This window comes from Demequina flava, assembly GCF_000975035.1.
GTDB lineage: Bacteria > Actinomycetota > Actinomycetes > Actinomycetales > Demequinaceae > Demequina > Demequina flava.
The window spans coordinates 169,414-192,144 of sequence record NZ_BBRA01000002.1 but is presented as its reverse complement, the minus strand read 5'-3'; the positions used below and the strand labels follow the sequence as shown (position 1 = coordinate 192,144).

Annotated in this window: 24 protein-coding genes; 13 read left to right on the top strand and 11 right to left on the bottom strand. The window is 62.8% G+C overall.

Annotated elements, in window-relative coordinates; all coding sequences use genetic code 11:
• Window positions 1-19: 19 nt before the first annotated feature.
• Genes tatA through AOP74_RS09385 form a run of 6 tightly spaced genes read left to right on the top strand, consistent with a single transcriptional unit; the run spans window position 20 to window position 7,055 of the window.
• Window positions 20-271 (top strand): Sec-independent protein translocase subunit TatA, encoded by a 252-nt coding sequence (tatA, locus tag AOP74_RS12365; protein ID WP_061962128.1) that lies wholly within the window; start codon window positions 20-22, stop codon window positions 269-271.
• A 31-nt stretch (window positions 272-302) separates the two neighbouring features.
• Window positions 303-1,052: a twin-arginine translocase subunit TatC gene (tatC, locus tag AOP74_RS09405; RefSeq protein WP_061962127.1), complete on the top strand. Its 750-nt coding sequence runs from the start codon at window positions 303-305 to the stop codon at window positions 1,050-1,052.
• A gap of 6 nt (window positions 1,053-1,058) precedes the next feature.
• Entirely contained in the window at window positions 1,059-1,988 is a 930-nt protein-coding gene (locus AOP74_RS09400) for a diacylglycerol/lipid kinase family protein (protein WP_082096236.1), read from the top strand.
• A 10-nt stretch (window positions 1,989-1,998) separates the two neighbouring features.
• Entirely contained in the window at window positions 1,999-4,746 is a 2,748-nt protein-coding gene (locus tag AOP74_RS09395) for a DEAD/DEAH box helicase (protein ID WP_061962125.1), read from the top strand.
• Between the two features lie 39 nt (window positions 4,747-4,785).
• The gene (gene lnt, locus AOP74_RS09390; RefSeq protein ID WP_061962124.1) at window positions 4,786-6,324 is read left to right on the top strand and encodes an apolipoprotein N-acyltransferase; all 1,539 of its coding nucleotides are present in this window, start codon (window positions 4,786-4,788) and stop codon (window positions 6,322-6,324) included.
• A complete protein-coding gene (locus AOP74_RS09385; RefSeq protein WP_439645062.1) occupies window positions 6,321-7,055 on the top strand; it encodes a polyprenol monophosphomannose synthase in 735 nt (244 codons plus the stop codon). Before lnt ends, AOP74_RS09385 begins: the two co-directional genes overlap by 4 nt.
• A 9-nt stretch (window positions 7,056-7,064) precedes the next feature.
• On the opposite strand, the gene AOP74_RS09380 is transcribed toward AOP74_RS09385, so the two are convergent.
• The 3 genes from AOP74_RS09380 to AOP74_RS09370 form a co-directional block, all read right to left on the bottom strand.
• Entirely contained in the window at window positions 7,065-7,400 is a 336-nt protein-coding gene (locus AOP74_RS09380) for an RNA polymerase-binding protein RbpA (protein ID WP_061962122.1), read from the bottom strand.
• A gap of 131 nt (window positions 7,401-7,531) precedes the next feature.
• Window positions 7,532-8,644 (bottom strand): ACR3 family arsenite efflux transporter, encoded by a 1,113-nt coding sequence (gene arsB, locus AOP74_RS09375; protein ID WP_061962121.1) that lies wholly within the window; start codon window positions 8,642-8,644, stop codon window positions 7,532-7,534.
• Window positions 8,644-9,045: an arsenate reductase ArsC gene (locus AOP74_RS09370; protein WP_061962120.1), complete on the bottom strand. Its 402-nt coding sequence runs from the start codon at window positions 9,043-9,045 to the stop codon at window positions 8,644-8,646. Before AOP74_RS09370 ends, arsB begins: the two co-directional genes overlap by 1 nt.
• Before the next feature lie 72 nt (window positions 9,046-9,117).
• On the opposite strand from AOP74_RS09370, the gene AOP74_RS09365 reads away from it, so the two are divergent.
• Entirely contained in the window at window positions 9,118-9,462 is a 345-nt protein-coding gene (locus AOP74_RS09365) for an ArsR/SmtB family transcription factor (RefSeq protein WP_082096235.1), read from the top strand.
• Between the two features lie 9 nt (window positions 9,463-9,471).
• On the opposite strand, the gene AOP74_RS09360 is transcribed toward AOP74_RS09365, so the two are convergent.
• Entirely contained in the window at window positions 9,472-10,290 is an 819-nt protein-coding gene (locus AOP74_RS09360; RefSeq protein ID WP_061962119.1) for an alpha/beta fold hydrolase, read from the bottom strand.
• An 88-nt stretch (window positions 10,291-10,378) separates the two neighbouring features.
• Here AOP74_RS09360 and AOP74_RS09355 point away from each other — a divergent pair, with 88 nt between their 5' ends.
• The 6 genes from AOP74_RS09355 to AOP74_RS09330 all read left to right on the top strand — a co-directional run bounded on the left by AOP74_RS09355 (window position 10,379) and on the right by AOP74_RS09330 (window position 15,283).
• Window positions 10,379-12,727, top strand: a complete 2,349-nt coding sequence (locus tag AOP74_RS09355) for an ATP-binding cassette domain-containing protein (RefSeq protein ID WP_061962118.1) — start codon at window positions 10,379-10,381, stop codon at window positions 12,725-12,727.
• 268 nt (window positions 12,728-12,995) lie between these two features.
• Complete coding sequence (locus AOP74_RS09350) at window positions 12,996-13,241, top strand: hypothetical protein (RefSeq protein ID WP_061962117.1); 246 nt, start codon at window positions 12,996-12,998, stop codon at window positions 13,239-13,241.
• A complete protein-coding gene (locus tag AOP74_RS09345) occupies window positions 13,238-13,645 on the top strand; it encodes a phage holin family protein (RefSeq protein ID WP_061962116.1) in 408 nt (135 codons plus the stop codon). Before AOP74_RS09350 ends, AOP74_RS09345 begins: the two co-directional genes overlap by 4 nt.
• On the top strand, window positions 13,645-13,914 hold the full coding sequence (locus AOP74_RS12440) for a DUF3618 domain-containing protein (protein ID WP_061962115.1): 270 nt from the start codon (window positions 13,645-13,647) through the stop codon (window positions 13,912-13,914). Before AOP74_RS09345 ends, AOP74_RS12440 begins: the two co-directional genes overlap by 1 nt.
• Window positions 13,911-14,981 carry a YihY/virulence factor BrkB family protein gene (locus AOP74_RS09335; RefSeq protein WP_061962114.1) on the top strand — a complete coding sequence of 357 codons (1,071 nt, stop codon included), beginning with the start codon at window positions 13,911-13,913 and terminating at the stop codon, window positions 14,979-14,981. Before AOP74_RS12440 ends, AOP74_RS09335 begins: the two co-directional genes overlap by 4 nt.
• Before the next feature lie 2 nt (window positions 14,982-14,983).
• Window positions 14,984-15,283 carry a DUF4235 domain-containing protein gene (locus AOP74_RS09330; RefSeq protein ID WP_061962113.1) on the top strand — a complete coding sequence of 100 codons (300 nt, stop codon included), beginning with the start codon at window positions 14,984-14,986 and terminating at the stop codon, window positions 15,281-15,283.
• Window positions 15,284-15,843: 560 nt separating this feature from the next.
• Here the strand turns inward: AOP74_RS09330 and AOP74_RS09325 are convergent.
• The 7 genes from AOP74_RS09325 to AOP74_RS12240 form a co-directional block, all read right to left on the bottom strand.
• Window positions 15,844-16,341, bottom strand: a complete 498-nt coding sequence (locus tag AOP74_RS09325) for a flavodoxin domain-containing protein (RefSeq protein WP_061962112.1) — start codon at window positions 16,339-16,341, stop codon at window positions 15,844-15,846.
• A 168-nt stretch (window positions 16,342-16,509) separates the two neighbouring features.
• Window positions 16,510-19,920, bottom strand: coding sequence for a pyruvate carboxylase (locus AOP74_RS09320; RefSeq protein WP_061962111.1), 3,411 nt, complete (start codon window positions 19,918-19,920; stop codon window positions 16,510-16,512).
• An 85-nt stretch (window positions 19,921-20,005) separates the two neighbouring features.
• A complete protein-coding gene (locus AOP74_RS09315; RefSeq protein ID WP_061962110.1) occupies window positions 20,006-20,584 on the bottom strand; it encodes a MerR family transcriptional regulator in 579 nt (192 codons plus the stop codon).
• 100 nt (window positions 20,585-20,684) lie between these two features.
• Window positions 20,685-21,314, bottom strand: a complete 630-nt coding sequence (gene ftsR, locus AOP74_RS09310; RefSeq protein ID WP_061962109.1) for a transcriptional regulator FtsR — start codon at window positions 21,312-21,314, stop codon at window positions 20,685-20,687.
• Window positions 21,315-21,426: 112 nt separating this feature from the next.
• A complete protein-coding gene (locus tag AOP74_RS09305) occupies window positions 21,427-21,846 on the bottom strand; it encodes an FHA domain-containing protein (protein WP_061962108.1) in 420 nt (139 codons plus the stop codon).
• A complete protein-coding gene (locus tag AOP74_RS09300; protein ID WP_061962107.1) occupies window positions 21,843-22,490 on the bottom strand; it encodes a CDP-alcohol phosphatidyltransferase family protein in 648 nt (215 codons plus the stop codon). The genes AOP74_RS09305 and AOP74_RS09300 overlap by 4 nt, the downstream gene beginning before the upstream one ends.
• Before the next feature lie 10 nt (window positions 22,491-22,500).
• Window positions 22,501-22,653 carry a hypothetical protein gene (locus tag AOP74_RS12240; RefSeq protein ID WP_160297477.1) on the bottom strand — a complete coding sequence of 51 codons (153 nt, stop codon included), beginning with the start codon at window positions 22,651-22,653 and terminating at the stop codon, window positions 22,501-22,503.
• Window positions 22,654-22,731 lie beyond the last annotated feature (78 nt).

Below are 22,731 nucleotides of genomic sequence, written 5' to 3'. Positions count from 1 at the left end.
CGTTAGTGAGGGAGTAATTATGGGGCCCAGAGAGCTCATCATCATCTTGGTGATTGTCCTGTTGCTGTTCGGGGCACCCAAGCTCCCTGAACTTGCGCGCTCCATCGGCAAGTCGCTCAACATCCTCAAGGAAGAGACCAAGAACCTCTCCGACGACGACAAGAAGACGTCCAAGGACACCTCAGCACCCACCACAGACCAGGCCAGCTCAGACAAGCCTGACACCTCGAGCGACAAGGGTGGCGCTGACAACGAGGAGCGTGGCCGCTAAGCCAACGCGCCGGCGGGCTCCCGAAGGGCGCATGCCGCTCAAAGCCCACCTGCGCGAATTCCGCAACCGGCTCATCCTGGTGGCCATCGGGGTCGCCGTGGGAGCCCTCGTGGGATGGTTCCTCTACGAGCCGGTCTTCGAGGCGCTGCAGGAGCCCATCATTGAGGCTGCCGAAAACAGTGACGCGCTCGTCACAGTGAACTTCGCAGGCCTGGCGACGGCGCTCGATATGCAAATCAAGGTCTCGCTGTTCCTTGGCGTCATTTTGTCCGCGCCCTGGTGGCTCTACCAACTGTGGGCGTTCGTCGCCCCGGGTCTGCGGTCCACGGAAAAGCGCTACACGTTTGGCTTTCTGGGCGCCGCCATTCCGCTCTTTGTGGCGGGAATCGCGCTTGCCTGGTTGGTCTACCCCAAGGCCGTGACGATCCTGACCGGATTCACACCGGAGGGGGGATCGAACTTCCTGGACGCACAGATGCTCATGACGTTCACGATGCGCCTCTTCCTCGCGTTCGGAATCGCCTTTGTGTTCCCTGTGGTGATGGTCGCACTGTCGTGGGCGGGAGTGGTGCGTTCCCGAACGTGGCTCAAGGGATGGCGTTGGGCTGTGATGATCATCGCGATCGCTGCGGCAGTTCTCACACCAACCCCCGATGTCGTGACGATGGCCTTCATGGGTGTCCCCATGGTGGGGCTGTACTTCGCCGCGATCGGAATCTCCCGGCTCGGTGAGAAGCGACGCGACCGCAAACGCGCTCGCCTGGAAGCTGAGGGCGCGTAACGCCCCATGCTCCGTATTGGGCTTGCCGCCAATCCCACGGCCGATGCTGGCAAGGGAAAACAAGCGGCCTTCACCACGCGTAGGGCCTTAGAACGCGGGGGAGCGTCGGTCACAGACCTTTCCGGCCACTCTTGGAAAGAGACATTGACCGCCGCCGGGGACGCCTCTGGCCACATTGACGCGCTCGTCGTCGTAGGCGGAGATGGCATGGTGCACCTCGGTCTCCAAGTGTGCGCCTCCACCGGCCTTCCGATGGGCATCGTTGCCGCAGGATCTGGCAACGACTTTGCCACGGCACTGGGGCTGCCCATTCGCGATCCCGAAACCGCTGTGGCGCAGATACTCGCCAGCGTGGGCAGCCCGCGCGAGGTCGACCTGGGACTGGTGACCACTGGCGACGGCGTCGAGCGATGGTACGGGGGAGTGCTGTCCGCCGGCATCGACGCAGCGGTTGCCGAGCGGGGTCGGCGCATGAAGATCCCGCGGGGGGAGTTCAAGTACAAGGTGGCGGTCGCCCTCGAGCTGCCGGGGTACGCCCCGTACGGAGTGCACGTTGCCGCCAGGCGCGCAGATTCGAAGGTGGTCGACACGGATTCCGAATGGACGCTCATCGCGGTGTCGAATTCGGGAGTCCTTGGTGGGGGCATCCCCATGAGTCCAGGGTCCGCGCTGAGCGACGGAGACCTCGAGCTGGTGCGCGCCGAACCGCTCACCAGGCGAGGCATCGTCAAGATCTTTCCGCGCCTCCTCAAGGGCACCCACGTCAACGACGCCCGCGTCCACATCACGCCGGTCTCCCAGGTGATCTTGCGACCAGGCTCCACGGGTGCTGCGGCTCCCGTAGCATCGGCCGATGGTGAAGCTGTGGGGCACCTCCCGCTGACGGTGACAAGCGCGCCAGGTGCCTTGCGCCTATTAGGGCCGCCAGCGCATTAGCCTGGCAGATATGACCTCACCCGCTGAGCGGTACGCCGCGTCCCGTGCAAATGCCCGACGCCCCGACCTACGCGAGTTCGAAGAGTCGCTGAACTTCCCCCTCGATGGCTTCCAGCGCGAAGCGTGCGAAGCAGTCGCGGACGGGCACTCGGTGCTTGTCGCTGCGCCTACGGGCGCGGGAAAGACCATCGTGGGCGAGTACGCCGTGCATCACGCCTTCACTCGCGGTGAGAAGGCGTTCTACACCACGCCGATCAAGGCTCTCAGCAATCAGAAATTCCACGATCTGGGGAAGACATACGGCCCGGAGAACGTCGGCTTGCTGACTGGGGACACGTCCATCAACTCGGACGCGCCCATCGTCGTGATGACGACGGAAGTCCTGCGGAACATGATCTACGCGGGATCGCGAACGCTCGACACCCTTGGCGCTGTGGTGCTCGACGAGGTCCACTACCTTGCGGATCGCTTCCGCGGCTCGGTGTGGGAAGAAGTGATCATCCACTTAGGACCCCGCACCGCGCTCATCGCACTGTCGGCGACAGTGTCGAATGCCGAGGAGTTTGGTGCCTGGCTGACCGAAGTCCGGGGTGACACCAAGGTCGTGGTGAGCGAGCATCGGCCCGTCCCACTGTGGCCCCACGTCCTCATGCGCGAGGGAATCTTCGACCTCTACGCGCCTGGCGTGGACCCCCAGGATCCCGGCGTGAATCCTGCGATTAACCCCGAACTGGCGGACATTTCCAAGCGGGCGAAGTTTGATGGTCGCTCGAACCCTCGAAAGGGCGGGTATCGCCCCGGACGCAACGCGAACCGGCCCACCGGACGCCGCAGCCCTCCTCGATTTGCCGTGGTCGACGTGCTCGATCGGCAGGCCTTGTTGCCCGCGATCGTATTTGTGTTCTCGCGGGCGGGATGTGAGGACGCGGTTGACCAGGTGCGCTCGTCGGGGCTGTCGCTCACCACCGAGCAAGAACGCGTCGAGATTGGGGCTATCGTCGACGAGCGTTGCTCCGGCATCCCGACGGCGGACCTCGCCGCGCTGAACTACACCCACTGGCGCGACCACCTCGAGGCGGGGATCGCCGCCCACCACGCGGGCATGATTCCCCTGTTCAAGGAGGTCGTCGAGCACCTGTTTTCGGCCGGATACCTCAAGGTCGTCTACGCGACTGAGACTCTCGCCCTCGGCATCAACATGCCAGCCCGCTCAGTCGTGCTCGAAAAGCTCGTCAAGTGGGACGGCCAAGGCCACAAGGACCTGACGGCGGGGGAGTACACCCAGCTGACGGGCCGGGCCGGGCGGCGCGGTATCGATATCGAGGGCCACGCCGTCGTGGTCGAGCATCCTGGATTTGATGCACCCCAGCTGGGGCGGCTCGCTTCACGGCGTACCTACCCGCTGGTGTCGAGTTTTTCGCCCTCGTACAACATGGCGATCAACCTCGTGGCGCAGTCGGGTGTCGAGACTGCTCGCGAGCTACTTGAGCTGTCTTTCGCGCAGTACCAAGCGGACCAGACGGTCGTCGGGAAGGCGCGTCGGGTGCGTGAACTCGATGCAACCATCGAGGGCTACGGCGAGTCCGTGAAGTGCGACCGCGGCGACTTCATGGCGTACGCGGCGCTGCGCGAGCGGATTAATCGCGCACAGAAAGATGCGTCCAAGGCCGTGAAGCGCCAGCGGCGTGAGGCGGGCGTAGAGACCCTGTCCAATCTGCGCCGCGGCGACGTGGTGCGGATTGCGTCGGGTAAGCGTTCCGGACTGGCGGCCGTTGTGCTCCCGGACCACCACGAATCGACCCCACGCCCCACGGTTGTAACGTCAAAGGCACAAGCTGTGCGCCTGTCTATTGCCGATCTGCAAGCTGGCGTCGAGCTCGTGGGCGCCATCAAGGTCCCCAAGAAGATCGACTCGCGCAATCCTCGCCAGCGCAAGGAACTGGCGCAGCAGATGGATAACGCGCGCCACACCTTCGACATGCCCTCGCGTGCCTCGAAGCGCGCGCCTGCGGCTGACGACGATGGTCGCGTGGACGCCCTGCGCCGCGAGTTGCGCGAACATCCCTGTCACCAGTGCCCCGAGCGCGAACAGCACGCACGGTGGGCGGAGCGGTATCACCGCACCTTGCGTGACAAGGACAAACTCGTCGGAGAGATCACACGGACGACGGGATCGATCGCGAAGATCTTTGACCGGCGTTGCGCTGTGCTGCGCGACCTCGAATATCTCGAGGGCACCGGCGAAGACACGTCCGTCACCAAGTCTGGCGAGATGATGAAGCGCCTGTACTCGGAAAACGACCTGGTCATCGCCGAGTGCCTGCGGCAAAACATCTGGAGCGAGCTCACCGCGCCCGCCCTTGCCGCCGCCGTCTCGACGCTTCTGTACAACGGCAGGCGCGAGGACGACAGCCGGCCGCCCAAGATCCCTGGCGGACCGTCAGGTGTCCTGGGACGCGCACTTCGCGACAGTGTCCGGGTGTGGTCGCGCATTGACGACCTTCAGCACGAACACCGTCTGCCTGAAGCCCCCGCTCCTCACTGGGGAATCGTCAGTGCGATCCACGCGTGGGCTCAAGGACGCACTCTCGATGCCGCGCTACGCGATACCGAGATCGCGCCCGGAGACATGGTCCGATGGTGCAAGCAGGTCATCGACGTTTTGGACCAGATTGGGCAAGTCGCACCCAACGAGAAGATCCGCACCCGGGCACGCACCGCGATCGACGCGATGCGTCGCGGTGTTGTGGCCTACTAGGCGTTCAATCTGAGATTCTGGGGGCCGTAGGCTAGGCGGGTGCTCATCGTCGCGACCAAGAATCTGATCCTGGCCATCGTCGCTGGGCTCGTGGTGAATCTGGCGTTCCCGGACACTGGATGGTGGCCGCTCGCGTTCGTCGGCATCGCGATGTTGTGGATCGCGCTACGGGAGGCGACACCATGGCGTGGGTTCTTCCTCACCTGGATGTTCGGCATCGCCTTCTTGCTACCCCACGTGTACTGGGCCCATGAATCCGTAGGCGCTGTGCCGTGGATCGCGTTGTCTGTCGCCGAAGGCGCCTTCATCGGCCTCTTCGGAGCCGCGTGGGCTGTGGTGCGCCGTGCCCCCTCACGCCACAGCGAAGCCCCCTGGTGGTCCCCGTTCGCATTCGCGCTCTTGTGGGTGGGGATGGAGCAAATACGGTCCATCATCCCGTTCGGAGGGTTTCCCTGGGGACGGATCGGCTTCTCCCAGGTCGATGCGCCCATTGCCCGCTTCGCGTGGATAGGCGGCGTCCCACTCGTCAGCTTCGTCACCGTCACCATTGGCGCCGCACTCGGCCTTGGCTTGGAAGCCCTGCTGCGCCGTCGTCTCGTCATAGCGTTGGCGCTACCCATCGGCGGTGCCGCCATCCTCGCTTGCGGCTTCCTGGTGCCTCTTGACACCCAGGCCACGGACGGTCAGCTACGCGCGGGCATGGTCCAGGGCAATGTGCCCAATGCAGGACTCGATGCATTCGCCCAGGCACGCCAGGTTACTGAGAACCATCGCGACGGCACGCTCGCCTTGGTGGAGTCCGACCCCGGCCCTATGGACCTCGTGGTGTGGCCGGAAAACTCGGCCGACTACGACCCCCGCACCGACGCGGAATCCGCTGCGATGGTCGAACAATCCGCGCAGGCTGCGGGTGTGCCCATTCTGCTAGGCACCAACGACTATTCGCCGGAGGAGGGGCGCTACAACACCTCGCTCCTGTGGGCGCCCGGTGGCGAGATCCTCGATACCTACTCCAAGCAGCGTCCGGCGCCATTTGCCGAGTACATCCCCATGCGCGAGATCGCTGGGTACTTCTCTGACGCCGTCGACCTCGTCCAAACCGAAGTGATCCCGGGCGTTGGCCCTGCCACTGTCGAGGTTCCGGTCGAGAACCTGGGACGTGACGTTACGGTCGGCACCATCATTTGCTTCGAGGTGGCGTACGACGGCATCGTGACTGACGCCGTCAACGCGGGTGCGGAAGTGCTCTTTGTCCAGACCAACAACGCCAACTTCGGCCTGACCGCTGAATCCACTCAGCAACTGCAAATGACCCGGATGCGGGCGATCGAGACAGGTCGCGCCACGGTGCAGATTTCCACGGTGGGAGTGTCCGGGGTCGTTGCACCCAATGGTCGCCTGCTCGACGAGACCGGGCTGTTCACCGCCGAACAGATGTACGCCTCTTTGCCGCTGCGCACAGAAATCACCCCGGCTGTGAAGTACGACTGGCTGTGGCACTACGGCTTCCTGGTCTTGCCGGCCGCGGCCGTGGTCGTCGGCACGATTCGCACCGTGAGAGAAAGGTACGAGTGGTGACCCGCACCTTGATCATCATTCCCACGTACAACGAGCGTGAGTCCCTGCCCGTGCAGGTCGACGGCGTGCGCGAGGCATGTCCTGACGTGGACATCCTCGTGGCTGATGACAATTCGCCCGATGGAACGGGGGAGTGGGCCGATGCTCGGGCTGAGTCGGACAGCCATGTTCACGTCTTGCACCGTCCGGGTAAGGCGGGCTTGGGGGCGGCGTACCTCGCGGGCTTTTCCTGGGGGCTTGAACGGGGCTACGACGTCTTGGTCGAAATGGATGCTGACGGATCCCACCGAGCGCAGGACCTACCGTCCGTCTTGGACGCTCCGCAACCGTGGGACCTCGCTATCGGCTCCCGATGGGTGCCGGGCGGCTCCGTCGTGAACTGGCCCAAGCATCGGCTCTTCTTGTCCACCAACGCCAACCGGTACGTGCGGCTCATGCTCGGACTCCACGTACGCGACGCCACCGCAGGTTTCAGGGCCTACACCGCGGATATTTTGAAGCGCATCGACCTGGCGGACGTGGAGTCCCAGGGATATTGCTTCCAGATTGATATGGCCTGGCGCGTCGCCAAGGCCGGTGGCGCCATCGCGGAAGTACCGATCACCTTTGTCGAGCGCGAGCAAGGCGTATCGAAGATGAGCGGTTCCATCATTCGCGAAGCTCTCGTCAAGACCACTGTGTGGGGAACAAAAGAACGCGCGGCGCAAGTGCGCCGCGCGTTCAGTCGTTGATGTGAGGCGTTAGCCCACGCGACCGGCTCGCAGGAGTGCCAAGCGCTCGTCGAGTAGTTCCTCAAGCTCGGGGATGGTGCGACGCTCCAGGAGCATGTCCCAGTGCGTACGCGCAGTCTTCTGATTGGAATCGTCCGGGCGGTCACCGTCGCGCAGCAGCGCGAGGGAGCCACAGTGGCATTCCCAGGACAGCGGGACGTCAGCCTCAACCGAGAATGGCAAGGTCACGATGTGTCCATTGGGGCAGTCGTAATGGACGTCACGGCGCTCCGCCAACTCAGCGTGAGCGGGGGTTTCCATGCTCTGTGTTCCCAGACGCATTCCGCGCAATGCTCGATCAGCCATGTCAGCCTCCCTAGAAGTGGTCAGGCGGGGTGGTGCCTGCTGTCTAAGGGAACGTGCGTGGTGTGCGTATTGTTCCCGGCGACGGGAATTCCTCGAGTGCGTCACCCGAGGTATCCCGCCTATTGATGACGCTACCGGGATTGACTGACCTGTGCAGGGTCAGGGAACTGGGTGGCTTCCTTGGGGAACAAGCGCGGGCGTAGCCACAGCGTGACGTAGACAAGCCCAACGAGCACCGGTACCTCAATGAGGGGGCCGACGACTCCGGCGAGCGCTTCGCCGCTGGTAGCGCCGAACGTGCCGATGGCGACCGCGATGGCAAGCTCAAAGTTATTGCCTGCTGCGGTGAATGCCAGGGTCGTGGTCCGTGCGTAGCCCAGGCCCAGCGCGCGCCCAGTGAGCATGCCGACGCCCCACATGATTGCGAAGTAGCACAACAGGGGAAGGGCGATCCGAGCGACATCCCAGGGGTTCGCGACGACCTGTTCACCCTGGAGCGCAAACAGCAGAACGATGGTGAACAGCAGCCCGTACAGTGCCCAGGGGCTAATGGCTGGAACAAACTTCTCCTCGTACCACTCCCGTCCCTTGGCCCGCTCACCGATAGCGCGCGAGGCGAATCCTGCGGCCAGCGGTATCCCTAGGAATATCAGCACATTCAGGGCGATCGTGCCTATCGATGCATCAAGTCCCTGGGTGTCCAGGCCCAACCAGCCGGGCAGGACGGTGAGGTAAAACCAGCCCAGGATCGAGAACGCAAACACCTGGAAGACCGAGTTGATGGCAACGAGGACTGCAGCGGCCTCGCGGTCGCCGCACGCAAGGTCGTTCCAAATCACGACCATCGCGATGCAGCGAGCAAGACCAACGATGATGAGTCCTGTGCGGTACTCGGGCAGGTCTGGAAGGAATGTCCAGGCCAGCACGAACATGATCATTGGGCCCGCGACCCAGTTGAGGATGAGCGATGAGACGAGGAGCTTCTTGTCGCCCGTGACCGCCGCGACCTTGTCGTAGCGAACCTTGGCAAGGACCGGGTACATCATGACGAGCAGGCCGATCGCGATGGGGATCGATACCCCGCCGATTTCCAAGGACTCAAGGAAGGTCGACACACCAGGGACGAAGTGCCCCAGGGCTACACCGCCGATCATGGCAAGACCGATCCACAGGGGAAGCCAGCGGTCCAGATTCGACAGCCGCGCCTTTTCCGCGCCCGGTACCTCGGGAATTGCAGCGCTCATCAGATCAAGTCAGCCAAAAGCGCTTCGATACGACCCTTGATCTCGTCACGAATAGGACGCACCGACTCGATGCCCTGACCTGCAGGGTCACTGAGTTTCCAGTCTTCGTAGCGCTTGCCGGGGTAGTAGGGGCACGCGTCTCCGCAGCCCATGGTGATCACGGCATCGGAAGCCTCAACGGCATCGGGCGTCAGGATCTTTGGCTGCTCTTCGCGGATATCGATGCCCTCCTCGAGCATCGCCTCCACGGCAACGGGGTTGATCTGGTCGGCGGGCATAGAGCCAGCCGAGCGGACCTCGACGGCACCGCCTGAGAGGTGGCGCATGTAGCCTGCGGCCATTTGCGACCGACCAGCATTGTGAACACAGACGAAGATGACAGAAGGCTTGTTTTCGCTCATGGAGCCAGCATGGAGTAAAGATTGATGGCTGTCAATATTGATGCTTGTCAATAGTCGGAGTATTGTGTGGCTATGACAGTGCGCGAGAACCTACTAGCCGAGAGCGACGTCTGCCCACCGGGATCGACACTCGTTGTTCCCGAAGGTGACTTTGGGCGAGAAGCCGGGCTACTGAAGGTCATTGCGGACCCAACCCGGCTTGCAATCCTCAGGATTGTCGCCGCCAACGGGTCAGTGTGTGCGTGCGACCTTGAGTCGCCGCTGGGCTTGAGCCAGCCCACCATCTCGCATCACCTGCGACAGCTCTTCGACGCGGGCGTGATTACTCGCGAGAAGCGCGGCACGTGGGCGTTCTATGCGATCGACCGTGATGGACTGCAGGCAGCGGGCAGCCCCATCACCGCACTCATTCAATAACGCACGTCACTACGCCTGGGCCGCGCTCCGTTCCGCCATCAGCTCGAGCGCATACGGCAAGCGGGTCAAGGCGGACACGTGCCCCGCGTCGGGCCGCTCGACCAGGTAGCCCCGGCGGAGGTTTTTGATCAGCCAGCGGCTGTGCCACACGGGCGCTATGCCATCTGCGCCTCCGTGGACAGCGATTACGGGGCACTGCACGGCGTCGATATCGACGCCCCAGGGCCTCACGTACGCGAGATCGTCATCAATAGGGCCGTCCATGTCCTGTGCGGCGGCGGAAGATGCCTCGCCAAGCCACGCCAGTTCGCCCTCCAACGCGATCTGATCCGTGAGAGTGAACTCCGGGTCATACAAGTCATCGTCAAGCCGGCGTCGAGCAAGCTCGCCTTCCTCGGCGGCCCCAAGAGCCTGGACGCCAGATGCGATCATGCCGCCAAACCAGTCCAGCTCCGCCGCGTCTCGCGGTGCGAGCGAGGCGACGGTGACGGCCCACTGAACCCGAGCATCGGCCCCCGCACACGCCAGAGCATGCGGCCCACCACCGGAGTACCCCACGACCGCAAAGCGATCTAGGCCCCAGTGGTCGGCCACGGCGCGCACGTCAGCGGCGGAGTCGGCCACAGACCGGCCCTCTAAGCGCTCCGAGCCCCCGTAGCCGGGCCTGTCAACACCCGCCCACGTCCAGTCTTCGCGAGGCAGGGCAACGGGAGGGGGTGCGCCTGTTCCGGGCGTTCCGTGATGCCAGAAGACGGTCACACCACCTGCGGGCGCCGGTGAGCCGTGAACACCGATGTTGCGACCGTCGTCTACCCGCATTGTCTGCATGAAGTCCATTGTGTCGCGCGCGGCCCAGTGAGGTAGTCGCGACTGCGTCATACTTGCCGACAGGGCCAAGAAACTACGGGGAGCGGACATGGCGACAGAGCAGTCACACGAGGCAATTCAGGTGCGCGGGGCACGGGAAAACAACCTGAAGGATGTCTCGGTCGACATCCATAAGCGCCAGCTGACCGTGTTCACAGGGGTGTCGGGATCGGGGAAGAGTTCCCTGGTATTCGGCACGGTGGCAGCAGAGTCACGGCGCCTCATCGACGAGACCTATCCGGCATTCGTGCAAGGTTTCATGCCGTCACTCAATCGCCCCGACGTGGACTCCCTCGAGGGGCTCACGACGGCCATCATGGTTGATCAGGAGCGGATGGGCGCCAATGCGCGCTCGACGGTCGGCACCGCGACGGATGCCAACGCCATGCTGCGCATGCTGTTCTCACGCGTAGCCGAGCCTCGCATTGGGTCCCCGCAGGCGTATTCCTTCAATGTCGCATCCATCTCGGGTCAGGGCGCAGTCAAGCTCGATACCGCTCACGGGGAGAAGAAAGAGGTGCGGTCCTTCTCGATCCAGGGCGGCCAATGCTCCCGCTGTGAGGGCATGGGAACCGTCTCCGACATCGATCTGGCCCAAGTGTTTGACGAGAACAAGTCGCTCGTGGAGGGTGCCATTACGGTGCCCGGGTACACGGCGGACGGCTGGTACGTGAAGATCTTTGCCGAGTCAGGGTTCCTCGACGCGGACAAGAAGATCAGGGACTACACCAAGCGGGAGCGCGAGGACTTCTTGTACAAGGAGCCCATCAAGATCAAGGCTTCGAACATGAACATGACGTACGAGGGGCTCATTCCTCGTATCCAGAAGTCGATGCTGAGCAAGGACAAAGAGTCCATGCAGTCGCACATCCGGGCCTTCGTGGAGCGGGCGGTGACGTTCCAGACGTGCCCCGAGTGCGACGGGACGCGACTCAACGAGACCGCGCGGTCGTCACTGGTCCAGGGCCGGTCCATCGCTGAGCTGTGCCGCCTGCAGATTACCGACCTCGCTGACTGGTTCGATGACATCTCGCTGCCGCAAGCAGGTCCGCTGGTAGACGGGATTCGCGCTGTGTTGCGGTCGTTCGTGGACATCGGCCTGGGCTATCTGTCACTGGAACGACCCACAGGCACGTTGTCCGGCGGTGAATCCCAGCGCACCAAGATGATTCGCCACTTGGGTTCTGCGCTCACGGACGTCACGTACGTGTTCGATGAACCCACTGTGGGCCTGCACCCGCATGACATCCAGCGCATGAACCACTTGCTCGTACAGTTGCGGGACAAGGGCAACACCGTGCTCGTGGTGGAGCACAAGCCGGAGACCATTGCGATCGGGGATCGCGTGGTGGACATGGGACCTGGGGCCGGACGCGACGGGGGAGAAGTGGTGTTTGAGGGCACCCCGGCGGAGCTCGCGCACGCGGACACCGTCACCGGCCGGCACCTCCATGACCGCGCTTCGTTGAAGGAGACAGGGCGCCAGCCTTCGGGCTCGATTGAGATTCGTGGGGCCGATGCTCACAACCTTCGCTCTGTTGACGTCGACATTCCGACGGGGGTCCTGGTCGTCGTCACCGGCGTAGCCGGTTCCGGAAAGTCATCCCTTATCCACGGATCGGTGACACCACGCGAGGGCGTGATCGCTGTGGATCAAAGTCCAATCCGCGGATCTCGACGGTCCAGCCCTGCCACGTACACGGGACTTCTTGACCCCATCCGCAAGGCCTTCGCGAAGGCCAATGGAGTGAAGCCTGCGCTGTTTAGCTCGAACTCCGAAGGAGCGTGCCCTGTGTGTAAGGGGGCGGGCGTGGTCGTGACGGACCTTGGGCCATTCGACTCCATCGAGACGGTGTGCGAAGAATGCCAGGGGGAGCGCTTTCAGGCCTCAGTGCTCGAGCACACGCTGGGCGAGAAGAACATTGCTCAGGTGCTTGGGATGTCCGTTTCCCAGGCCGAGGGTTTCTTTGGAGGTGGCGACGCGCGGACTCCAGCTGCACACAAGATTCTTGCGCGCCTCAAGGATGTGGGCTTGGGTTATGTCAAGCTCGGTCAGCCCCTCACAACGCTGTCAGGGGGAGAGCGTCAACGCCTCAAACTCGCTGCGCGCATGACCGAAAAGGGCGATACCTACGTCCTCGATGAACCCACCACAGGTCTTCACCTTGCCGATGTTGAGAACCTCCTGGGGCTACTTGACCGACTGGTGGACTCTGGCAAGACGGTCATCGTCATCGAGCACCATCAGGCTGTGATGGCTCACGCCGACTGGATCATTGACATGGGACCAGGCGCTGGCCACGACGGCGGCCAGGTCGTGTTCGAGGGCGCACCTGCCGCGCTGGTCCGCCAAGCTGCAACCCTTACTGGAGAACACCTCAAGGCCTACCTCGACTAGCCCTCAACCCGGACAAGGGTTCCCCGCTCACCCGCGCCTGGAACGCGGGGCGGAGCGCGGATGCGTTGCACCGCTCTGCGCGTCACAGGGGAATGTTGCCGACGCGGGCACGGTTTACCACCGTGGATACCCAGGTGGCGCTTCACGCGCACACGGGTCCTACAGGGTCACGATGACTCTATGCACAGGCACTTTCACCCGTTCGTGGAACACAGCGTGGGAGACACGATTCACTCTCCCGCGGTTCCCAGTTTGAGGAGGATGCAGCATGAGCAAAGTTTCATGGTTGATTGCAGGTGGAGTCGGGTTCCTTTTGGGCTCTCGAGCCGGCAGGGAACCCTACGAAAGGTTCGTTGCACAGGTTGAATCCATCAAGGGCAACCCTCGAGTCCAGCGACGCACCGAAGAAGCCAAGCGCACTGTAGGACGCAAGGCGGATGAGCTGGTCGACAAGGCTACGGGCACCGATAGCGCGACGGAGCAAGGCGGTGCCGGCTCGGGGGGTGGAATATGACCTCCCGCTTCGGAAAGACTCCAGCGCCGGACGACCGCTCGGCGCCTCAACTCGTCGCCCGCGCACTGGCCGATGCCAACTCCTTGGTGAAAGACGAGATCGCTCTTGCCAAGAAGGAGATCCAGCAGAGCATTGACAGCGCCAAGATTGGTGCGGGCATGTTTGGCGTAGCAGGCGTGATGGCCGTGTACGGCGGCGTAGCTTTGGTCGTTGCAGGCATCGCAGGCCTGGCAGTCGTAATCGACACTTGGCTTGCCGCGCTGATCATCGCAGTCGCCCTGTTCGCCATCGCTGGGGTTGCTGCGGTCCTGGGTAAGAAGAAGGTAGACGACGCAACCCCGCCACTGGAGAGGTCGCAAGAAAACGTCAAGCGTGACATCGATACGGTGAAGGAGGCTCACTGATGAGCGATAGCACTAGCCCTGAGCCCGACCCCCGTAGCGCACATCAAATCGAACGTGACCTAGAGCAGACGCGAGAGAGTCTTGAAGCCACGCTCGAAGAGCTCGGAACTCGGCTCGATGTGAAGAGCCGAGCCGCCGATTGGATGCAGAACGCACAAATGCGAACGAAACACCTGGTAACTCGCCACCCACGAGAAATCAGCGTCGCGGCCGGGGGGGTAGCACTGAGCGTAATCGCATTCGTCATCGCGCAGGGAAGGAAGCCGTGAGCGCTGAATCGCAAGAGCCCACGCGAATTCAATCGAAGCCGCACTCACCCACGGACTTGACCAAGCCTTCTTGGGGTTACGTGTTGGGAAAAACCGTGCGGGAGTTCAGCAAAGACGAGGCCACCGATATTGCCGCTGCGCTCACTTATTACGCAGTGTTGGCGCTCTTCCCGGCCCTCATTGCCCTGTTGGCCATCATTGGCCTCACGGGGGAGAGCGAACAGACCGTCGACACCATGCTGCAGATCGTCACCGATCTGGGAGGCAGTTCGGTCGCCGACACACTTGAGCCGATCATTACCCAGCTTGCAAACGCCCCGTCTGCGGGCTTGGCGCTTGTCGTCAGCGTGGTGATCGCCCTGTGGTCAGCGTCTGGTTACACGAGCGCGTTCGGACGCGCCATGAACCGCATGTACGGCGTGCGGGAGGGACGTCCGGTGTGGAAGTTCCGTCCCGTGATGTTGCTTGTCACCGCCATCTTGGTAACGCTGGCTGCACTCGTATTGCTTGGTCTGGTGCTCACAGGTCCCGTCGTTGAGGCCATCGGTAGCGTAATGGGCCTGGGCTCAACCGCCGTCACCGTGTGGGAGATCGCGAAGTGGCCCGTCATGCTCCTTGTCGTGGTCATGATGGTGGCGATTCTGTACTGGGCGACCCCCAACATCAAGCAACCAAAGTTTCGCTGGATGAGCACAGGTGCAGGCGTTGCCCTTGCGGTGTGGATTCTGGCCTCGGCTGGCTTTGGCTTCTACGTCGCCAACTTCTCGAGTTATGAGCAAACGTATGGGGCTCTGGCAGGCGCAATCGTGTTCCTCCTGTGGTTGTGGATCACAAACCTCGCGCTGTTGTTCGGAGCTGAACTGGATGCCGAACTGGAGCGGGGGCGCGAACTCCAGGCCGGGATTGCCGCAGAGGAACACATTCAATTGCCGCTACGGGACACCGCCAAGATCGATAAAGCCGACAAGAAGATGCACGAGGACGTTGTGAAGGGGCGCCAGATCCGCCTCACGCACGGCGCAGAAGAGACCGCGGTCGAGGACGACAACCAAAGCGAGAAGGAGTGACCATGACCAAGGTAGAGAAGTCCGGAAGCACATCGGCAAAGGTGCTGTACAAGCCAGTAGGACTCGCGGGAAGCCTCATCGCAGGAGCAATTGCAGGCAAGATTTTCGACCAGGTGTGGAAGAAAGCTGCCCCTGGACCTGAGCATGAACCACCTGGAAGCCTCGAGACCGGCTATCCACTCAAGGAGATCGTCGCGGCTGCGGCACTTCAGGGCGCGATCTTCGCCGTGGTGCGAACGCTTGTCGCGCGCGGAGGTGCGCGGGCCTTCCAGCGGGCAACCGGCGAATGGCCAGGCGACTGAGCTAAGGCGTTGAGTGCCGGCGGTTGAGTTCAACCTTATGTCAACTCGGTGGATAGGACGAGGGTCCGCGGGGTGTTCGAATCGCGTGAGTTGGCATGGACGGATGTCTATCTTACGAACTACTCGCACGGCGCTGGGCCATGCTCACTGGTTCTTCGAGGTGATCCGGCTCGTTGCGCTGGGTCCGAACGCAATCCTGCACGGAGCGCCTGAGTCACGTATAGGCAACGGTCCTTATGGTGCGGGACGCCTTAGGTGGCCGACCCCGCGGCTGACTGACTGACTAACTGACAGACCGATCATGCCCCACGCGCCCCATAACGCCGATAATGTGCATTATGTCAGTTAGCGTTGGAGTGGCGAATGTATAAGGAGTCCACCGCCCCTCACCCGGCGCGCCTCAAACCAGGCCTGCCGCACGCGTGTGACGGATGGAGGTTGCGCGCACCAAGTGCACGCCACACACGTCACTTAGGCACACACGCACCATCTTTGTGGCGGACCGTTGTGGTTGAGGCGTCGTTGCACAGGTGAGGGCCGGCGGGGCCGAAAACAAGCAGCTAGAGAGCCGCGACCGTCCTCAGCTCGGTCGCGACACTGCCTGCCCAATCGCGGATAGCCGCGAAGTCTCGGAAGTCGCCCTTGGGAGGGTTGAGTGCACGGATGATCGCCTTCTCCCCCATGTTCAGGCGGTCGTAGTCGAGTGCGCCGTCGAAGAGGCGGTACTCGCGCGCATTGACGAGCGAAGCCAACTCCTTGGCCTCGGTGGCTTGCTGTCCTGGCGTCTTCACCGAGGACATGCCCACTGAGAAGAGCCATACGTCGCGACGGCGAAGTTCCTCGGCGTTGTCACTAACAAGCGCCGATGCGTCCCGTCGCCACAGGCCACCGTAGACGGCCGAGCCAATAACGAATGCGTCATAGAAGTGAACGCCCTTGACGTCGGCGGCTTCTGCCACGTCAACGTCGAAGCCGCGCTGGGTCAGTTCGGCACCGATAGCCTCGCCAACCTCGCGGGTTGAGCCGTACTTGGAGCCAGTGGCAACCAGAACCTTCATGACGATTCCTCCTTGGAGATGATGCTTCTAGCATCTCTCGCCCGGCGCGGAATTTCCAGGGACTATAGTCCCCGCGATCATGAATAGTTCACAAACTGCCTCGAAAACAGAGAAGTCGGCGACACACACCGACGCTGCCTTCGTTGCGTGTCGCCGACTACGAGTCTGCTAGTTCTCGATGACGAGAATGAGGTCTCCCCCGGTCAACGCTTCGGGCCCCGCCACGACAACACGCGACACGGTGCCTGCCACCGGAGCGGTGATCGCCGACTCCATCTTCATCGCTTCGATCACGGCCACAGTCTGCCCGGCGTCGACCTGGGAGCCTTCCTCGACTGACGTGGTGACAGATCCGGAGAACGGCGAGGCCACATGTCCAGCCTGAGACTTGTCTGCCTTTTCGCGCTCCACGACATCGACGGCCGCGGACTCATCCCGAATCTGCACCGGTCGCAGCTGACCGTTGTAGTTGAACATCGCGGTGCGCTCGCCGTGGTCATCGGGCTCGCCAAGAGCCTCAAGCGAAACCAGCACCTGGACTCCCTCGTCGAGTTCGACCATGACTTCTTCCCCACTGCCCACCGTGAGGCCGTACAGGTAGTGGAAGGTGTCGACGACCGAGACGTTGCCGTATTGCTCGACCGAGACGTCGAACTCGCGGGCGGGGGCCGGGAACAGCAGGTGATTGAGCTTGCGCTGACGCTCGCGTCCGGCCGATGCCAGGGCCACCTTGTCATCCTCGCTCAGCTCGGCGCGGGGCTTGGATTCGCTACGGCCCTCAAGGGCCTTGGTGCGGAACGGCTCGGGCCAACCGGCCGGCGGCACGCCAAGTTCACCTTGCAGGAAGCCGATGACCGAGTCTGGGAGGTCAAATGCCTGCGGGTTCTCTTCGAACTCGGCAGGGTCTGCGTCGTTGGCAACCAGATGCAGAGCAAGGTCGCCGACGACCTTCGACGACGGCGTGACCTTGACGAGCCGGCCCAGAATCTTGTCCGCAGCCGCGTACATGTCTTCGATCTGCTCGAACTTGTCCGCCAAGCCCAGCGAGATAGCCTGCTGGCGCAGATTGGACAGCTGCCCGCCGGGGATCTCGTGGCGGTACACGCGCCCGGTTGGTCCGGGCAGGCCCGACTCAAACGGGGCATACAGCTTGCGCACCGACTCCCAGTAAGGCTCAAGATCCTGCGTCGCTTCCAATGGGATCTCGGTCTGGCGTGCGGTGTACTCCATCGCGGCAATCAGGGCGGCCATCGGGGGCTGCGAGGTGGTTCCGGCCATCGCCGCATTGGCGACATCCACGGCGTCCACGCCGGCTTCAGCGGCCGCCAACAACGTAGCGACCTGTCCCCCGGTGGTGTCGTGCGTGTGCAAGTGCACTGGCACGTCAAAGCGCTTGCGAAGGGCATCTACCAGGACAAACGCCGATGCGGGACGCAGCAGACCGGCCATGTCCTTGACGGCCAGGATGTGCGCGCCGGCTTCCACCAAACTGTCGGCCAGCTTGAGGTAGTAGTCGAGCGTGTAAAGGTCCTCATCCGGCGAGATGAGGTTGCCCGTGTAGCACAGCGTCGCCTCAGCAACGGATTGCCCCGTCGCACGGACGGCCTCGATCGCGGGACGCATCTGCTCAACATCGTTGAGCGCATCGAAGATGCGGAAGATGTCGATTCCGGTTTCGGTCGCCTCCTCGACGAATGCGTGTGCAACCTCATCCGGGTACGGCGTGTAGCCGACCGTGTTCCGTCCCCGCAAAAGCATCTGCAGGGCAATGTTGGGAACAGCCTCACGGAGGTCAGCCAGGCGCTGCCAGGGGTCCTCGGACAGGAAGCGCATCGCCACGTCGTAGGTGGCACCGCCCCAGCACTCAAGAGAGAAGAGGTCTGGTGCCATTCGTGCAGTGTGGCCGGCAGCACCGAGCAGTTCGAAGGTGCGCACTCGAGTCGCCAAGAGCGACTGGTGGGCGTCGCGCATGGTCGTGTCAGTGAGACGCAATCGCTTGTCTTCGCGCAAAGCGGAGGCAAACCCCTCAGGGCCCAGCTCGAGCAACTGCTGACGCGTGCCATCGGGCACGGGCGAGTCCAGGTCGATTGCGGGCAACTTTGTCCTCGGGTTGAGGACGGAGCGCGCGGGTTCACCGTTGGGACGGTTCACAGTCGTGTGGCCCAGGAAGGTCAGCAACTTCGTTGACCGCTCAGTCGACTCGGGCACCTCGAGGAGCTCAGGACGCTGGTCGATGAACGCAGTCGTCACTCCCCCGCTACGGAAGGCCTCATCGTCAAGGACGGCGCGCAGGAAGCGAATGTTGTTGGTCACGCCGCGGATGCGGAACTCCGCGAGGGCACGCGAAGCGCGGCGGACGGCAGCGTCGAAGTCGGAGCCTCGGCACGTCAGCTTCACCAGCATCGAATCGAAGTGACCCGTCACCGTGTTTCCAGCCATACCGGTCGCACCATCTAGACGCACGCCTGCGCCACCCGGCGAACGGTAGGCCACGATGCGTCCGGTGTCAGGGACAAAGCCGTTGGTCGGGTCCTCTGTGGTGATGCGCGTCTGCACAGCGAAACCGTTGGTGCGGACGTCTTCTTGGCGGATGCCGATCTGCTCGAGGGTCTCCCCCGCTGCGATGCGCATCTGAGCACTCACGATGTCGATGTCGGTGACCTCTTCTGTCACCGTGTGCTCGACCTGGATGCGCGGGTTCATCTCAATGAAGACGTGCTCACCGGCGCGCTCGCCTTCGGTAGCGACGAGGAACTCGACAGTGCCCGCGTTCACATAGCCCAAGGACTCGGCGAACTTCACTGCATCTGCGCAAAGAGCCTCGCGAATCTCGGGATCCAGGTTGGGAGCGGGCGCGATCTCGATCACCTTTTGGTGGCGGCGCTGTACGGAGCAGTCGCGCTCATAGAGGTGCACCACATTTCCGTCGCCGTCGGCGAGGATCTGGACCTCGATGTGGCGCGGTCCAAGGACCGCCTGCTCAAGGAACACTGTCGAGTCGCCAAAGGCATTCTCGGCCTCGCGCATTGCTGCGGCGAGGGACTCGGGGAGGTCTTCCCGCTTCTCAACGCGGCGCATGCCACGACCGCCACCACCGGCGACGGCCTTCACAAAGATGGGGAAGCCGATCTGGTCAGCGGCTTCGATGAGTTCATCGGTGTCTTGCGACGGCTCAGACGAGTCCAGAACGGGAACGCCCGCCTCCTTGGCGGCCTTGAGGGCGGCAACCTTGTCGCCTGCCTGTGCCAGCACCTCTGGAGGAGGGCCAACAAACGTCAACCCCTCGTCCGCGCACCGGCGCGCGAGGTCAACGTTCTCCGACAGGAAGCCGTAACCGGGATAGATGGCATCGGCACCAGAGTGCTTGGCGACGCGAACAATCTCGTCGATGTCGAGGTACGCCTTGACGGGGTGTCCTTCTTCACCAATCAGGTATGCCTCGTCCGCCTTGACGCGGTGCTCGGACATGCGGTCTTCATAGGGGAAGACAGCGACCGTGCGCGCCCCTAGTTCAAAGGAGGCACGAAATGCGCGAACAGCGATCTCGGCACGGTTGGCGACAAGCACCTTGGAGAACAATTCAGATCCCTTCGACGGTGTTTCAAGTTTGCCAGGTTCACGGCAACCTGGCTGACACCGCCGTGGACGTGAACCCGCTGCGAGTTTAAGAGGCGTGCGTGCGCTTTGCGCGGCGAGCGGCAAGCTCGTCAGTCTGACCGGCATCCACCGGTGCGACGGCTTCGCCCTTGTCTGCTGGAAGCTCCGACAGCGAGCCTTCAAGTTCGCGCCAGACCTTGCCAAGCGCGATACCGAACACTCCCTGGCCACCCTGGACCAGGTCAATGACCTCGTCATCTGAGGTGCACTCGTACACCGAGGCGCCATCAGACATCAACGTAATACGGGACAGGTCTTCAACGCCTCGTTCACGGAGCGCATCCACAGCGGTGCGAATCTGCTGCAGCGATACGCCGGAGTCCAGGAGCCGCTTGACAACGCGCAATACCAAAATGTCGCGGAAACCATAAAGGCGCTGCGTTCCGGAGCCGGTGGCCTCACGGACCGTAGGCTCAACAAGTCCCGTGCGAGCCCAGTAATCGAGCTGACGATACGTGATCCCCGCAGCCTTGCATGCGGTGGGGCCGCGATAGCCGGCATTCGCATCAAGATGCGTCAGGCCGTCGTCAAACAGAATGCCCTGGTCTTGCACGGCACTCATGTCGTGACTACCTGTCTGCGCCATCGTCCCCTCCTGGTTGTGCCTTCGGTGTGATCAAACCTACGGCCGGGGCTGAATCCGGTCAACGCACCACGCGGCGCGTCTGCGAGTTGTCACACTCCTGTTATCGGTCGACATCCTTGTGAACACAAGCAGAAAACATCGCGACCGCAGCGTTGACACGGGCGGTGACCAAAGCATCGGCCTGAGCATCTTGAGAACGCGAACGCGCGCCCACGGAGCCATCCCGTGCAGCTTGCGCCTCCCTGTCGGCGGCCCGGTGCAAGAGCTTCAAGGCGCGGACGTCTCCCCCGGCGTCAAGGTAGCCCGCCGCTGCGACCACAAGATCAACATCGGCCCTCTCGTAAAGGCCGGGCTGGGATTGCGCCACGATTCCGGCGCTTTCGAGGGTCTCCAGCACGCCAACATCAACGGAGGCGGCCTCGGCAAAGCGCTCGGCGGTCAGGAGGGAGTCACGCTGCGCGATCTCGTAAGGAGCTACGGGCTCATGTAGCCGTCCCGCATCGAGTCCGTCGAGATACTCCCGGATCACGGACAGGGGTCGGTAGTAGTCGCGCTGCTGGCGGAGGACAAAGCGCACGCGTTCCACATCTGCGGGCGAGTACTGGCGGTATCCCGACGAGGTCCGATGTGGCGAGACCAAGCCGTTCGAGTCCAAGAATCGCAATTTGGAAGGCGTGAGCGCAGGGAACTCCTGAGTAACCTGTGCGAGTACGTCGCTGACACGGAGCATCGGCTCGTGGGAAAGCGCGTGAGGCCACGCGCCCTGGGCCGGTGTGTCAGTACTGTCCGGCTCGGGGCGCTGCGGCTGAAAATCGCGCGCGGCGCTCACAGAGGACATTGACTTAGCTAGCAGCGCCTGGGTGGAAGGTCATGCGGTACTTGCCGATCTGCACCTCGTCGCCAGCGTTGAGCTTGGCTTCCGAGACGATCTCGCGATTGACATACGTGCCATTGAGCGAGCCCGCGTCGCGGACAAAGAAGTCCTTGCCGTCGCGAATGAACTGCACGTGCTCGCGGCTCACGGTCACGTCGTCGAGGAAAATATCGCCCTTGACCGAGCGCCCCGCGGTGGTCACTTCGACATCCAGCAGGAATCGAGCGCCCTGGTTGGGGCCGTGATGCACGATCAGCAGCGCGCAGTTCTCGTCGAGAGCGCCGACCGCGGCATCGTCCTGTGCGGACAGGCGGTGGGAGACGTCATCAGCCGGTGGCTGCGCGTCCAAAGACATGGTCCGTTCTACTGGACTCTCGTCATACGTCATGGCGCCTCCTTGCGGTCGTCATCTGTGGGTTCCAGTGTAGGGCTCTTTGAGGCCTTCATGCTGGCCTTTTGGTTCGCGCGTGTATGAATGTCTCGCACATACCCAAGGCCGCTGATCCAGTACAGAATTGCAGCGAAGACCGCTCCCCCGATGGCGACAGCGTGGATGCCGTCCCAGCGGTCGTATGCCACATACGCCAACGGCAGGAAGATATAGAGGCAGAAGGTGGCGGCCTTACCCACATACGACACCTGCGGGCTTCGTGTCCGGCGCAACTTGCCATACAGCAGCGCCGTGCCAACCATCACGTCGCGGACCAGCAAGATGATCACCAGCCACCACGGAATGATGTCGCGCACGGCCAACCCCAGCACCACGACGATGGTGAGAAGGCGGTCTGCTGCGGGATCGAGGAGGCGGCCCAATCGGGTGACCTGATTCCATCGGCGTGCAAGAAACCCGTCGAGAAAGTCGCTGAAACCTGCAGCCACAAGGACCACAATGGCCCAACCATCTTGAGCCGCAAAGAACAGTGCCCCAAACACCCCGATCAGCAGAATCCGGATGAACGAAATAACGTTCGGAAGTGTCCAGATCGCCGCAGACGGTGCCGGCGCAGTGCCGGGCGCTGGGGAGTCACTCACATTGGGGAGTCTACTGTTCCTTCGCTTCCTGGGCTAACACCTTGTCGACCGTCTCAGATGCGATGCGCGTGGCCTCGTCTTCCGACGCTCCCCGAGCAAGTTCCTTGTGTCTAATCTGCTCGAACTTGTACCGCCGGGTCTCAGTGGAGTGCTCTTCAGTCATGGCTTCTCTCCTCTCAGTTTCCGCGCGGCCGATCGGCCCGCTGTTCCCAGGCTATGCCTACAAGCGGGCCGATGCCAG